Here is a 12,995-nt window from a genome sequence, read left to right as displayed (position 1 = left end):
CCGCCCTCATCCCAATCGCCCTCATCCCAATCGCATCGTCGGGGTCAACCACACCGTGCCGCGCCCTGTGAAGCGATAGACGAGCCCCTCGCCACTGCGCCACGCATTGCGCAGGCCCTGCACCAGCGGGCGCAGCTCGGCCTGAAGCCCGGCGGAATACATGAGCATCAGGTCGCCATCGACGATCAGCTCGCTCTGGCCGTCCAGCTCGACCACGTCGATTTCGTCCGCCGGCACCGGCGATTCCACGACGAACGCGCCCGCGCCGCTCAGCTTGGGCTGCATCAGCCCGTTGCCGGACAGCATCCCCTGCACGCTGCGATGTACATGCGTTGACACCGCGATATTGGCATCGCAGGCATAGAAGGCGCCGTCATCGAGGATCAGCGCATCCTGCGGCCCGTCCATCGCTGCCAGGATGAAGTGCTTGGTCGTCACTTCGGTCCACACATCGCCATAGCCGGCATAGCGCGTGGCATAGGCGCTCTCGCCCGATCCGGCGGAGGTCATCGCCCGCGAGAGGAAGCCCCCGGCGCCTGCGTTCTTCTGCATCTCGACCTGCAGCTTGCCATGCGCATATTGCAGCGCGCCGGGTTCGAGCAGCGCGGCCCCGCCCTCCAGCACGATCCGCACCTGCCGCGCCGTGGCGGCGTGCGGCGGGTGGAGGTGGATCACCGGCGCCTCCCCCTTGGCTACCGTCGCCGCGCCCGGCACGGAGGCGGTCAGTGCATGGCTCTTGCGGACGAACTGATAGACTTCAAACCGGACGCCAGTGCCCTGAAGCGTGTCGATACAGGTGCGAAACTCGGTCAATGATCGGCTCCTGAGATGAGGCGCAGCGGCGCCGGGCGGGAATCGGCGACGCCGAACAGCGCCGCCCGGTCCAGCAGCCGCTGGGCCCAGGCGCGGTGCGTGGCGGGTTCGCACATCACGCCGTCGCGGGCGAATACGGCGGGGGCATCGTCGGCCAGCATCGCCTGTGCCTCCGCGACATGATCGGCGGGCACGGCCAGCGCGGCGTGGATCACGGCGATCTGGTCCGGGTGGATCGCGGTCTTGGTCAGCAGGCCATGCTCGATGTCGCGGGCCATTTCCTCGCGCAGCAGCGCGGTGTCGGCGAACTGCTCGAACACCGGCGCGCTGAGGGCAAAGCCCCAGGGGGCAAAGGTCGCGACCAGCGTGGCGATGATGCTGCCCAGCGGACCGTCATAGGCCGTGCGTCCGGCGGGGCGGCGCAGGCCCATCGCGCGAAGCAGGTCGTTGCCGCCGATGCGCAGCGCCAGGATGCGGTCCTGCACGCCCAGCAACTGGTCGCGCAGCCGGCGCATCTCGTGCGGGTCGCACGCCTCGCGCGTCTCCAGTGTCGGCATCAGCCGGTGCCGCTCGTGATAGGGCAGCGCCAGATAGGCGGGCATCGTATCGGCATGCGCCTTGGGCAGCACGAAGCCGTCGAGCGCCTCGACCCCCGGCATCAACAGGATATGCTCCAGCATCGCCGCGTCGCGCGGGCGCACGAACAGCAGCGGTGCGCCGGGGCCCGCCGGGCGCAGCGCCAGCGCGCGCAGGAACATCGCCAGGTTCGCGAGCGCCGCCGGCACGTCGCGCTCCAGCACCGCGTCCTCCAGGCACAGCACCGCCGAGCGCAGCCCCGCCAGCCGGTTTGCCCCCAGCAATGCTTCGGCCAGGTCGTCGCGGGTGCAGGGCAGGTACAGCGTCGCGCCCAGCGCCAGCGCGGAGACGGGTTCAGGGCTCATGCGTCGTTCCCCAGGCTGCGGATGATCGCGACGGCGCGGTAGCGGGCGGCGTCGCCCAGCGGGTCGACCGGAATGCCATGCTCGGCGGCGAGATGGAGCAGGTGCGCAACGTCGGGATCGCCGAAATCGCGGACCAGAAGCCGTTCGGGCATCCGCCGCAACAGCGCGCGCGTCGCCTCGGCGATGCCGGGCTTGATCCGGTTCCGGTCGCGCGTCCCGCCGCGCGCCAGCAGTGCCTCTACCATCGCTTCGCAACCCTGTATCAGCGCCGGGCGCCGCGCGCCGTGGCCGGAAATCGGCTGCGGCACCGCAGCGGCGGCCAGCGGCGCCAAGCTGTCGATAAAGGCGCGCGACAGATCAGCAGACGCATATTGCGGGTAGGTGACACAGGCGTGGAAATCGTGCGGGCCCACGACCTGCGGGTTGAGGATAGAGCGGCTGACCAGCCCCGACACGATGCCGTTAAGCAGCCCCGAGGCGATCAGGTAATCGTCGTCGGTCGCGGCGATGTCCGCCTGCCCCGCCGGATCGGCGACCACCGCCAGCGTCGGCGTGAAGCCGAACGGGCGGTCGGCCAGCGCCGCGCGCAGTTCGCCCGCGATCGCGCCCTTGCCGGTCCAGCCGTCGACGAACACCGCGTCGGCGGCATCGTGCCGCGCGGCGATGTGCGCCAGTGCGACGCGGTCGATCCCCCGGTCGCGGATGATGCTGACCGAATAATGGTGCGCTATGTGCCCCCGGGCACGCAGCGTCCGCGCCAGCAGCACGCCGATCGGAGTGCCTGCGCGCGCGAGCGACACGATCACCTGTTCGCGCCCCGGCCTGCGCTCGGCCAGATGCGCCGCCAGGTTCGCGACATCCTGCGCCAGCCGCGCGCCGTTGCGGGCCAGCGCGGCGTGGTACAGCGCCAGATAGGCGGCATCGGGCACGCTCTCCGGCGCGATCATCTCCGAATAATGCCGGCGGCCCGACTGGATCGCCGCTTCCTTGTCGGCAATGCCCGTCGCCGCCATCGCCACGGGTTTCAGCAGGAACGTCACGTCCGCCGGATCATAGCTCCCCGAAAAGGGCGGCTCGGCGCGGCTGCGGGCCTCAGCGGGCACCGAACATGCCCCCGGCGAGCTGCGAGCGCGTCGGCATCATCGCGAAGTCGCAATGCCCCATGAACGGCGCGTCGGTAAGGCTGTCGCCGATCCCGATCACCGGCGCATCGGGAAAGCGCGCGCGCAGGGCGGGCAGGATGTGCGCCACCGCATGTGCCTTGCCCAGATAGGGCGGCATCAGCGCGACGTTGTTGCCGTTGCGATGATCGGTCCAGCCGGCGGGCAGTGCCGGGACGGCGGCATCGACCACCGCGAACAGCGCGTCGGCATCGGCATCGGCGTGCTTGGCCAGCGTATAGAGCGGCAGCGGCCCTTCGGTCAGCACGCGGGCGTTGATCGCCACGCCCTGCCCCCGCGCCTCGACCGCAATCGCCTCGGCCAGCGTGGCGAGCGTGTCGGCGTGGCGCGCCGCCTCTTCCGCAATCCGCGCTTCCCAGCCGCGATCCACGGCGCCGCCATCGTCCAGGATCACCCCGCCATGCGCACACACCGCCGCCGTGAAGGGGATGCGCGCGCGGCGCAGCGCGTCGAGGCTGCGCGCGGTCACCGGCACGAAGTGCGTCGTCTCGGCCAGCCATTCCAGGAACTGCATCTGGCGCGGCGTGGCATAGCTGAGCGGCGACCCGTCCGAGGCATAGCCCAGCGGGGTCAGCCGCTCGACCGGCACGTCCGCCGGGCATTTGCGCAGCGTCTGGAACAGCGTGTCGTCCAGATCGACCAGCGTGATCGCGCCGATCATGCCGCCCAGCCGATCGGCGTGGCGCCCAGCGCGGCAATCAGCGCCGGGTCGAGCGTGTCCGCGCCCGTCTCGTGGCACAGCCATGTCGCGCGGCCATCGGCGGCATCAGCGTTGTAGAGATAATTGGGCACACCGGTTCCATAATTGTCGGAGAAGCAGAGCTTGGTCGCCATCGCAGCACCGATCCGCGCCGGGCTGCGGCTGGTCGCCTGGACGACCACGTCATGCCCCGCCTCGGCCAATTGCTCGGCGAGGCGGAACGGGAGGTAGGTGAACTCGCCGGTGCCCAGGATGCGCAGCGGCCCGGCGATGGCGGGCAGCGGCGTGACGGGCAGCGGCGCGATCGGCGCGGCGATCCCCAGCCTCCCGAAATTGCGGTGCGACGCCATCCGCCCCAGCGAGCCCGCTGCCTTGTCGAACGCGGCATCAGCGGCGGGCACTTGCCCCTGCGTCCATTCCAGCCGTCCGCTGAGCAGTGCCGCCACTTGCGTCGGCCTTGGCATCCGCGCCTGCCATCCGCGCCCGACCGACCAGTCGGTAAGCGTCGCCACCACGATCGCCTCCACTCCCGGCCACGCCGTCACCAGCGCATCGGCGAGATTGCACAAAGTCGTGCCGGTCGACACCTCGTCGTCCACGATCACCAGCGTGCGCGGCGCCGGCAGATCGGGCCGGTAGAGCAAATGTGCGGAGGCGTGGCTGTGCGGTTCCTCGAACCGGCAGAGCAGCGGATGATCGAGTTGCTGGCGCGTCGAGTGGAGGAAGAACATGTCGTCGCGCCCGGTGGCGCGGCACAGTTCCTCATGCACCGTCTGGCCCAGGCACACCGCCGTCTCGGCCAGCCCGATCACCATCACCGGCCCCGGCAGGTCGCCGGGGATGCGCGCCGCGAGGTCGCGCACGCTGGCGCGCATCACCTGCGGCGCGGCGGGCAGATGCCGCCCCAGCACGCGCGACACGACCAGGAACCCACGACGCGGATTTTCCCGCGCGGCAAAGGCGCACAGCCGGTCGAGCGGCCACGCCGCCTCCTCTACCGCGATCTCCAGCCGCCCGGTGGGCAAGTCGATCGCCCGCACCGCTTCCGCTACCGTCACCACCGCCCCGTCACTTTCCGAACACCATGCCGGGCGTGCGACGCACCAGCGATACGGGCTTTGGGTTCACACGTTCACGCCAAAGGACTGCGCCAGCGGCCCCAGCCCGCCGGCAAAGCCCTGGCCGATCGCCTTGAACTTCCATTCGCCATTGTGGCGGTACAGGTCGCCGAAGATCATCGCCGTCTCGGTCGAGGCATCTTCGGAGAGGTCGTAGCGCGCGATCTCGGTCCCGCCATCGGCATTCACCACGCGGATATAGGCGTTGGAGACCATCCCGAAATTCTGGCGACGCCCGTCCGCCTCGTGGATCGTGACTGCGAAGCTCAGCTTCTGGACATCGTCGGGCAGCTTGTCGAGCGAGACCGCCACGACTTCATCGTCGCCGCTGCCCTCGCCGGTCGTGTTGTCGCCCTGATGCACGACCGATCCGTTGCCGCCGTTCTTGTTGTTGTAGAACACGAAATCGGCGTCCGAGCGCACCTTGCCGCCTGCATCGAGCAGGAAGACGCTGGCATCGAGGTCGAACGCGCTGCCATCGGTGACGCGCGTATCCCAGCCGAGCCCGACCTTTACGCCGCGCAGGCCCGGGGCCTCCTTGCTCAGGCTGACATTGCCGCCCTTGGAAAGTGAAACTGCCATGGTGATCTCCTGAAGCTGAATGTCAGCCGACGCTGACGCCGTAATTGCGGGCCAGCGGGGCAAGCCCGCCCTTATACCCCTGTCCCACGGCGCGGAATTTCCACTCGCCGTTGTGGCGATACACTTCGCCGAAGATCATCGCCGTCTCGGTCGATGCGTCCTCCGCCAGGTCGTAGCGCGAAAGCTCGCGGCCGGTGACGTCGTCGACGATGCGGATGAAGGCGTTGGAGACCATGCCGAAGCTCTGGCGCCGTGCCTCGCCCTCATGGATCGTCACCGCGACGGCGATCTTTTGCACATCGGCGGGCAGCCGGGGCAGATTGACCTTCAGCGCCTCGTCATCGCCATCGCCCGCGCCGGTGCGATTGTCGCCGGTATGCTCCACCGAGCCATCGGTGGAGCGCAGGTTGTTGTAGAAGATGAAGTCGCTGTCGCCGCGCACCCGCCCGTCCGCCGCCAGCAGGAAGGCGCTGGCGTCGAGATCGAAATCCGCGCCGTCGGTGGTGCGCACGTCCCAGCCGAGCCCGATCAGGATGCGGCTGAGATTGGGCTCTTCCTTCGACAGGCTGACATTGCCGCCCTTGGACAGGCTGACCGACATGGCAAACGCTCCCGCTTACGAATGGTTGAGATGTTCGCCGGTGGGGGACACCGGCGTGCATTCCTCGCCCGCCGCTGCTTCCTTGCGGTTGCTCAGCAGCGAGGCGACGAACGCCAGCCCGATCAACGCCGCGCCGATCAATCCGGTTGCCGTCTCCGGGATGTGGAACCGCACCGACAGCAGCATGATCGCCGCCAGCGCGAGGATCGCGTAAAAGGCGCCGTGTTCGAGATAGCGATATTCCGACAGCGTGCCCTTATCGACCAGCATGATCGTCATCGAACGCACGAACATCGCGCCAATGCCCAGGCCCAGCGCGATGATGAAAAGGTTGTTCGACAGCGCGAACGCCCCGATCACGCCATCGAACGAGAAGGATGCGTCGAGCACTTCGAGGTACAGGAACGACGCCAGCCCCGATTTGGCGACGACCACCGCCGCGCCCTGCCCGGCGCCGGCATGATCCTTTTCCTCTTCCTCCTCGCGCTCCAGCAGCGCGCCGATCGCCTGCACGCCGATATAGGTGACGAGGCCGAAGATGCCCGAGACGATGAAGGTCATCGCCTCTTCCGGCGCGATCATGCGCGAGATGCCGTACATCGCCAGCAGCACCAGCCCGATGGCAAAGCCCGAGATGCGCGACAGCCCGACAAAGGGCCGCTCGATCATGCCGATCCAGTGCAGCTCCTTCTCGTCATCGAGGAAGAAGGTCAGCCCCACCATCGCCAGGAATGCGCCGCCAAAGCCCGAAATGCCGACATGCGCGCTGGTGATGATCCGTTCGTAGGTGACTGGATCGGTCGCGGCGAGCTTGAGCGCGGCGATCGGCCCCATCTTGGCCGCGATCGCGACGATCGCCAGCGGGAAGACGATGCGCATCCCGAACACGGCGATGATGATGCCCCAGGTCAGGAAGCGGCGCCGCCATACCGGGTCCATGTCGCGCAGCACCGTGGCGTTGACCACGGCATTGTCGAACGACAGCGACACTTCGAGCACGCCGAGCACCGCTACGATCCACAGGATGCCCAGCGTGCCGGCGATGCTATGCGTCAGCTCCCAGCCCAGCCACGCGCCGATGGCGAGGCAGATCGCCGTAAAGACGATCGATCCCTTGTAATATTTGAACACCGTCATTCCCCCGTTTGCCGCACGCGGCTCAATCCTTGCGCCCGGCGACCCATTGCAGCCCCCAGCCGAGCCGTTCGTCGAGCACGCGCTGGTCGCTGACATAGTCCACGATCCGCGTCACCTTCAGCCGGCCCGCATCATTCTCGATCAGCACGATCCCGCACAGCCGGCGGTCGTTGCGCCCTTCGGTCATGCGCACTTCGATCGGCGGCTGATCGGGCATCGTGACCAGCACGACGCCGTCGGTCTGCTGCCAGTTCGGCACGCCCGAATAGATATTGGCGAACACCGCGATGCGCCGGATCTTTGCCCAATGCGCACCATTAACCCGGATCGTCTCGCCTTGCGAGACGTCGCCGGTGCGATCGTCGCCCGACAGCGCAATATAGGGCGGCTCGGCAAAGGCGCCGAAGGCGTTGCCCAGCGCCTGGACCACGCCCTTGCTCCCGTCCGCCAGCTCGATCAGGCACCCCAGATCGAGGTCGACGGCCTTGCCGCCGAACAGCCCCTTGCGCCCGCGCGACCAGTTGAGGTTGATCGTGATCTCGCCAAAGCTGGCGCCGCGCTTTTCCAGGCTGACGGTCTGGCCCGCTTTCTCCAGCGTCACCTTGCTGAGGCTGACGGGCCGGGAGGCCGGCGGCGGCGGCGGGGCGGCAGGCGCCTCCTCGGCCACGTCGATCCCGAACGAACGGGCGAGCGGCGCGAGGCCGCCGTTGAATCCCTGTCCCACCGCGCGGAACTTCCACTGCCCGGCGCGGCGGTACAACTCGCCAAAGGTCATCGCCGCTTCGCGCGCGCCGGCCAGCGCCGGGCGATAGCGCAGGCCGCCGCCCTGCCCCTGCACGGCAATGTCGGCGCCGTCGAGCAGCGCCAGCGTCTGCGCCTTGGCCTGCGCATCGTGGATCGTCATGCAGAACACGATCCGCTCGATCGCCTCCGGCACGCGCGCCAGATCGATCGTGAACACGCCCAGCCCCGCCGACGCGGCAAAGCGCACCGCGCCGCCGGCCCCATCGGGCTGGTTGTAGAACACCATGTCGGCATCGTCGCGCACCCGGCCCGCCGCCGTCAGCAGGTAGGCCGAAGCATCGGCATCCACCGCCGCGCCCGCGCTCCAGGCGAGCGCAACTTCCAGCACATCGCCGGGCACGGGCGCGTTGCCGCCTTGTTGCAGGTCGTTCATGCGGCCATCCTGTTCGCTAGGGCGACGCTCAGAGCGCGCCCTGGATCGCGCCCATCATGTCCTGGAACGTGCGGCCCGTGGTGCGTTCGCCCAGCGCCTTCATTTCCCATCCGTCGCCGCTGCGGAACAGCTTCGCCATCACCTGCCCGGTGTGCGACCCCGACCCGGTCAGATCGTAGCGCGCCAGTTCCTTGCCATTGGTCGAATCGACGACGCGGCAATAGGCGTTCTCGATCCGGTCGAAGCTGTCGCCGGTGAAGCTATTGACGGTGAAGAGCAGCGTCTGCACGCGCGCGGGCAGCCGCGTCAGGTCGACGTTGATGACCTCGTCGTCGCCGTCGCCGGCGCCGGTGCGGTTGTCGCCGCTATGCACGATGCTGCCATCGCTGCTGGTCAGCTGGCGGAACCACACCTGGTCGACCAGCGTGCGATCGGCGTCGAACAACAGGCACGAGGCGTCGAGGTCGATGTCGCCCCCGCCGCCGCCCAGAAAGCCCATCAGCCCCTTGGCCTTGCGCACGTCCCAGCCGAGCCCCATCGCCACGCGCGTCAGCGTGCCGCCACCGGATTTTTCCAGCCGAACCGACTGACCCTTTTGCAGACTAACCACGTGGCACTCCCTCCAGAAACTTCCGATCGCCCCTGCGGGCGTGCCACAGGATTATGACAGCTGCCGTTACACTAGCAATAGCGCGCGAGCGATTGGGCTGGCTGGATTTTCACGCCGCGTGCCGGCGCGGCTCGGCGTGGAGGACGGCGACGATCTCGGCGTCGATCGCGGTGTCGAACGGTCGGGCACAGCCACATACCAGGTCGAGCCAGGTCGCGCTGAACGGCACGCCCACCGCATCGCAATAGGACGCCCCGCCGGCAGCGCGCGGATTGATCTCCAGGATGCGCCAGTCGCCCGCCCGGTCCTGCTTGTACTGGACGTTGACCGCGCCGTGCAGGGCATAGCGCGCGGCGAGCGCAGTCGCATGGGCGATCAGCGGGTGGCGCGTCTCGATGCGCTGGCGATTGGCATCGAGCTTGGTCCGCACTGCCGCCAGCAGCACATTGCCCCGATCCGCCACCATGTCCACCGACGCCTCCAGCCCCGGCAGATGCTCCATCACCAGCAGCGTGAAGCGCGTCCCCGCCGCCTCGCCCGCGCGCAGCGCGGCGGCATAGGCGGCGGGCGTGATCCGGCGTGCATCGGGGTCGGCCAGATGGCTGAGCGGCCCGGCGGCGTCGAGCGTCCAGTATCCCGCGCCGAAAATCCCGCGCGCCGGCTTCACGCACGCCGTTGCACCCGCTGCCGTGATCGCCTCCACGGCAGCGTCGAACTCGTCCGCCGTCGTCACCGCGATCGTCGGGCACAGGAACGGATCGTCCGCCAGCGCGACAGCAAACGCCGCCTTGTCGTCGAGCAAATCCAGCGTCTCGGCATCGGCGGCCAGATGCAGCGCGATGCCCGCATCGGCAAAGCGATCGCGGATGCCCGCCAGCCCCACGCGCCCGCGCTGTCCCACCACTGCATCGACGCCCCGTTCGATGGCGGTCGCCAGCACCCATTCGGGATAATCGGTCGCACCGCGCCACGGCTCGACCCAGAAGGTCGGCGCGACGTCGCGCACCGGCGATTGGGAGTCGATCGTGCTGACGCACAGCGCCACGTCGGGCCGCGCACGCGCCATGGCGGCGATCACGTTGCGCTGGGAAAAGGCCTGGTTGAACCAGATTCGCATGGGCCGCGCCCCGGTGGGCGTGGTCAAATGCCGCCATCCACGGCGGCGTGGCCCAGCGTATCCAGCCCCGCCACCAGCGCCGCCGCACAGGCATCCACCAGCGCCGCGTCGGTTGCGCGCACCACGAAGTTCGCGCCGACGCGGCCTTCGCGGAAGAACGGATAGCTGCCGATCGCCACGCCCTCGAAATCGCGCTCGGTCTTGCGCAGGAAATCGGCGATCTCGCTTTCGGCGACCCAGCTGCCCACTGTGCGCGAGACGACGGGCAGCCCGCCCTCCAGCGTGCCGGTCATCGCATCCAGCATCCCCGCCGTGATGTGCGGCACCCCCGCCAGGATGAAGATGTTGCCCCAGCGTATGCCGGGCGCGCCCGACATGCGATTGGGGATCAGCGTCGCGCCTTCGGGCACCCGCGCCATACGCAGCCGCGCGTCGTTCAGCCCGCCCCGGCTTTCGTAATAGGCCGCCAGCACCTCGCGCGCCTCCGGATGCACCACCACCGGCACGCCCAGCGCCGCCGCGATCGCATCGACGGTGATGTCGTCATGCGTCGGGCCGATGCCGCCGGTGGTGAACAGATAATCGTTGCGGGCGCGCAGCGCGTTCACGGCCTCGACGATCGCGCCTTCCACATCGGGGACGATCCGCACTTCGCGCAGCCTTATGCCCTGGACGTTCAGCCAGGTCGCGAGCTGCGCCACATTCTTGTCCTGCGTCCGGCCGGAGAGGATTTCATCCCCGATTACCGCGAGCGCTGCTGTCCAGATCCGTTCACCCATGGTCCCGACCTAGAACCTCGCAAAGCGCGGCGCAAACGCCTATATGGCCGCGCATGACCGAATATGTAGTTGTCACCGAAGACATGCCGCGCGCCCGCACCGGGGCGATCAAGCTCCACGGACCCGCCGGGTTCGACGGGATGCGCAAGGCCGGGCGAGTTGCCGCCGAGATCCTCGACGCGCTGGTCCCGCATGTCGTGCCCGGCGTGACGACCGGCGAGCTTGACGACATCGTCCGCAGCATGACGATCGCGGCGGGCGGCGTCCCCGCGACGCTCGGCTATCGCGGCTACACGCACAGCTGCTGCATCTCGATCAACCATGTCGTGTGCCACGGCATTCCGGGCGACCGCGTGCTGAAGGACGGCGACATCGTCAATATCGACGTGACGCCGCTGATCGACGGGTGGCACGGCGATACCAGCCGCATGTTCCTGGTCGGCGACGTGCCGATCAAGGCGCGGCGGCTGGTCGACGTGACCTATGAATGCCTGATGCTCGGGCTCGAACAGGCGCGGCCCGGCAACCATCTGGGCGATATCAGCAACGCGATCCAGCAGCATGCCGAGCGGCACCGCTACGGCGTGGTGCGCGATTTCTGCGGCCACGGCGTCGGCCAGATGTTCCACGACGCCCCCGAAGTCGTCCATATCGGCCGCCCCGGCACCGGGCCCGAACTGCGCCCCGGCATGATCTTCACGGTCGAACCGATGATCAACATCGGCCGCCCCGACGTAAAGCTGCTCGACGACGGCTGGACCGCCGTGACGCGCGACCGTTCGCTGTCGGCGCAGTTCGAGCATTCGATCGGCATCACCGAAACCGGCTGCGAGATTTTCACCACCAGCCCCAAGGGGTTTCACAACCCGCCTTATTGAGAGGCCGTTTGGAAATTCGCGAAAGCGCGAATTTCAGGGCGGTGCCGGCCTGATCAACCGGGTTGAAGCCCTACAGATCAGACCGGGTTGATCCTCCACAGTTTTGGCCGGGTGCTTTTGGTGGTTCGCGCAGCCTGTATCGGGGCGGTGCGAAGCGCCGGAAGCGGCCCGAGCGGTCGATTACACCCAGGTCGGTGTCGCAGAACCGCACGAGGTGCGAACCGTCCTCCTGCGCGGTGATACCGACCACCTCGCCTGCCAGCGATTCGCTCACGAACACGCGCCCCTGGCGCCACTTGATGTCCCCCGACCCCTGCACCGTGCGCGCTTCGTGATCGGCGTCGTACCATGGCTCCGGCACGCGTTCCGGCATCGTCCTTCGCGATGCCTGCCACAGGCTCGCGGGCGCGACCTGGCCAAGCGCCTCGTGCGGCCGCTCTTCGTTATAGTGCGCACGGAACGCATCGAACCGTGCCTGCTGCGCGCCCAGCGTCGCCGCCGCGGGCCGCGAGGTCTGCCCCTTGAGCTCGCGGTGCATCCGCTCGTGACGGCCGTTATCCTGCGGCGAGGCAGGGCGGATGAAGTGGGGCCGAACCCCCAGCTTGAGCCACCATGCCGACAGCCGCGTAAGCCCGCCCGCGCCATCCGATCCGAACGGCGGCCCGTTGTCGCAACGGATCGCCTGCGGCAGGCCATGCGCCTGGAACAGCTGCTCGAATACCGGTCGCACACCCGCAATCGACGGATCGGTGATGCGCACTTCCAGCAGATAGCGGCTGTACGCATCCGTCACTGTCAACGGGTCGCAACGCCTGCCATCCCGCGTGCGGAACCAGCCCTTGAAGTCGCACGCCCATTCCACATTGGGCGCATCCGGCCAAAGCGGCTGCGGATCAACCGCGACCCCACGCCTGCGTATGCGCCGCGGCGCAACCAACCCGCTTCGCTTCACGATGTCCCCGATCGTGGAGGCCGCTGGCCAGTCCCTCCCCGGCGCCTCCCGCTCCAGCCACGCCAGAATCTTCTTCGGACCGAAATGCGGATAGCGTGTCCGCACCGCAATCACCGCCGCCTCCACCTCCGCCACCGTCCGGTGCGGACAACTGCGCGGCGCGTGCGAGCGATCCGCAAACCAACGCGCATCGCCACCCGCGCGCCGCGAATGCCACAGGTAAAAGGTCGACCGATCAATCCCGTAGCGCGCACACAGCGCCGTCACGCTGAATGCCCCGGTATCGTAATCCGACAGCAGACCTATCCGCCGCTCCATCCGGCTGCTCTCCACAAATGGCATCGAAGAAACCCTCCTGCGACACAACGCTGCCGTGGAGGATCAACCCGGTCCAATCTGTGGAACATCT

14 protein-coding genes are annotated in these 12,995 nt (G+C 68.4%); 1 reads left to right on the top strand and 13 read right to left on the bottom strand.

Going from position 1 to position 12,995, the window contains the following annotated elements; translation table 11 throughout:
• Positions 1 to 21: 21 nt before the first annotated feature.
• The 12 genes from ACG3SL_RS03070 to ACG3SL_RS03015 form a co-directional block, all read right to left on the bottom strand.
• Positions 22 to 813 carry an AIM24 family protein gene (locus tag ACG3SL_RS03070; protein WP_448663671.1) on the bottom strand — a complete coding sequence of 264 codons (792 nt, stop codon included), beginning with the start codon at positions 811 to 813 and terminating at the stop codon, positions 22 to 24.
• Entirely contained in the window at positions 810 to 1,754 is a 945-nt protein-coding gene (locus ACG3SL_RS03065) for an HpcH/HpaI aldolase/citrate lyase family protein (protein WP_448663670.1), read from the bottom strand. Before ACG3SL_RS03065 ends, ACG3SL_RS03070 begins: the two co-directional genes overlap by 4 nt.
• A complete protein-coding gene (locus ACG3SL_RS03060) occupies positions 1,751 to 2,857 on the bottom strand; it encodes a cysteine protease StiP family protein (RefSeq protein ID WP_448663669.1) in 1,107 nt (368 codons plus the stop codon). Before ACG3SL_RS03060 ends, ACG3SL_RS03065 begins: the two co-directional genes overlap by 4 nt.
• Positions 2,847 to 3,596, bottom strand: coding sequence for a hypothetical protein (locus tag ACG3SL_RS03055; RefSeq protein WP_448663668.1), 750 nt, complete (start codon positions 3,594 to 3,596; stop codon positions 2,847 to 2,849). The genes ACG3SL_RS03060 and ACG3SL_RS03055 overlap by 11 nt, the downstream gene beginning before the upstream one ends.
• Complete coding sequence (locus ACG3SL_RS03050; RefSeq protein ID WP_448663667.1) at positions 3,593 to 4,693, bottom strand: phosphoribosyltransferase domain-containing protein; 1,101 nt, start codon at positions 4,691 to 4,693, stop codon at positions 3,593 to 3,595. The genes ACG3SL_RS03055 and ACG3SL_RS03050 overlap by 4 nt, the downstream gene beginning before the upstream one ends.
• Positions 4,694 to 4,759: 66 nt before the next feature.
• On the bottom strand, positions 4,760 to 5,335 hold the full coding sequence (locus ACG3SL_RS03045; RefSeq protein ID WP_448663666.1) for a TerD family protein: 576 nt from the start codon (positions 5,333 to 5,335) through the stop codon (positions 4,760 to 4,762).
• Positions 5,336 to 5,357: 22 nt separating this feature from the next.
• Entirely contained in the window at positions 5,358 to 5,936 is a 579-nt protein-coding gene (locus ACG3SL_RS03040) for a TerD family protein (RefSeq protein WP_448663665.1), read from the bottom strand.
• Between the two features lie 15 nt (positions 5,937 to 5,951).
• Positions 5,952 to 7,067: a DUF475 domain-containing protein gene (locus ACG3SL_RS03035; RefSeq protein ID WP_448665054.1), complete on the bottom strand. Its 1,116-nt coding sequence runs from the start codon at positions 7,065 to 7,067 to the stop codon at positions 5,952 to 5,954.
• Between the two features lie 28 nt (positions 7,068 to 7,095).
• On the bottom strand, positions 7,096 to 8,250 hold the full coding sequence (locus ACG3SL_RS03030) for a TerD family protein (protein ID WP_448663664.1): 1,155 nt from the start codon (positions 8,248 to 8,250) through the stop codon (positions 7,096 to 7,098).
• Between the two features lie 28 nt (positions 8,251 to 8,278).
• On the bottom strand, positions 8,279 to 8,860 hold the full coding sequence (locus ACG3SL_RS03025) for a TerD family protein (RefSeq protein ID WP_448663663.1): 582 nt from the start codon (positions 8,858 to 8,860) through the stop codon (positions 8,279 to 8,281).
• A 109-nt stretch (positions 8,861 to 8,969) separates the two neighbouring features.
• Positions 8,970 to 9,977, bottom strand: a complete 1,008-nt coding sequence (locus tag ACG3SL_RS03020) for an ATP-grasp domain-containing protein (protein ID WP_448663662.1) — start codon at positions 9,975 to 9,977, stop codon at positions 8,970 to 8,972.
• 23 nt (positions 9,978 to 10,000) lie between these two features.
• On the bottom strand, positions 10,001 to 10,756 hold the full coding sequence (locus tag ACG3SL_RS03015) for a competence/damage-inducible protein A (protein WP_448663661.1): 756 nt from the start codon (positions 10,754 to 10,756) through the stop codon (positions 10,001 to 10,003).
• A gap of 53 nt (positions 10,757 to 10,809) precedes the next feature.
• Here ACG3SL_RS03015 and map point away from each other — a divergent pair, with 53 nt between their 5' ends.
• Entirely contained in the window at positions 10,810 to 11,634 is an 825-nt protein-coding gene (gene map, locus ACG3SL_RS03010; protein WP_448663660.1) for a type I methionyl aminopeptidase, read from the top strand.
• A 70-nt stretch (positions 11,635 to 11,704) separates the two neighbouring features.
• Here map and ACG3SL_RS03005 read toward each other — a convergent pair whose 3' ends face one another.
• Positions 11,705 to 12,928: an integrase core domain-containing protein gene (locus ACG3SL_RS03005; protein WP_448662704.1), complete on the bottom strand. Its 1,224-nt coding sequence runs from the start codon at positions 12,926 to 12,928 to the stop codon at positions 11,705 to 11,707.
• Positions 12,929 to 12,995: the final 67 nt, after the last annotated feature.

This window comes from Sphingomonas degradans (assembly GCF_053502645.1).
The sequence above is the reverse complement of the archived record's forward strand: the minus strand, read 5'-3'. Positions and strand labels throughout refer to the sequence as shown.

Excerpts from the sequence above, each read along its gene's own strand:
- ACG3SL_RS03055 (WP_448663668.1), bottom strand. The coding sequence starts at position 3,596 with ATGATCGGCGCGATCACGCTGGTCGATCTGGACGACACGCTGTTCCAG.
- map (WP_448663660.1), top strand. The coding sequence starts at position 10,810 with ATGACCGAATATGTAGTTGTCACCGAAGACATGCCGCGCGCCCGCACC.
- ACG3SL_RS03065 (WP_448663670.1), bottom strand. The coding sequence starts at position 1,754 with ATGAGCCCTGAACCCGTCTCCGCGCTGGCGCTGGGCGCGACGCTGTAC.
- ACG3SL_RS03005 (WP_448662704.1), bottom strand. The coding sequence starts at position 12,928 with ATGCCATTTGTGGAGAGCAGCCGGATGGAGCGGCGGATAGGTCTGCTG.
- ACG3SL_RS03015 (WP_448663661.1), bottom strand. The coding sequence starts at position 10,756 with ATGGGTGAACGGATCTGGACAGCAGCGCTCGCGGTAATCGGGGATGAA.
- ACG3SL_RS03030 (WP_448663664.1), bottom strand. The coding sequence starts at position 8,250 with ATGAACGACCTGCAACAAGGCGGCAACGCGCCCGTGCCCGGCGATGTG.
- ACG3SL_RS03040 (WP_448663665.1), bottom strand. The coding sequence starts at position 5,936 with ATGTCGGTCAGCCTGTCCAAGGGCGGCAATGTCAGCCTGTCGAAGGAA.
- ACG3SL_RS03045 (WP_448663666.1), bottom strand. The coding sequence starts at position 5,335 with ATGGCAGTTTCACTTTCCAAGGGCGGCAATGTCAGCCTGAGCAAGGAG.
- ACG3SL_RS03020 (WP_448663662.1), bottom strand. The coding sequence starts at position 9,977 with ATGCGAATCTGGTTCAACCAGGCCTTTTCCCAGCGCAACGTGATCGCC.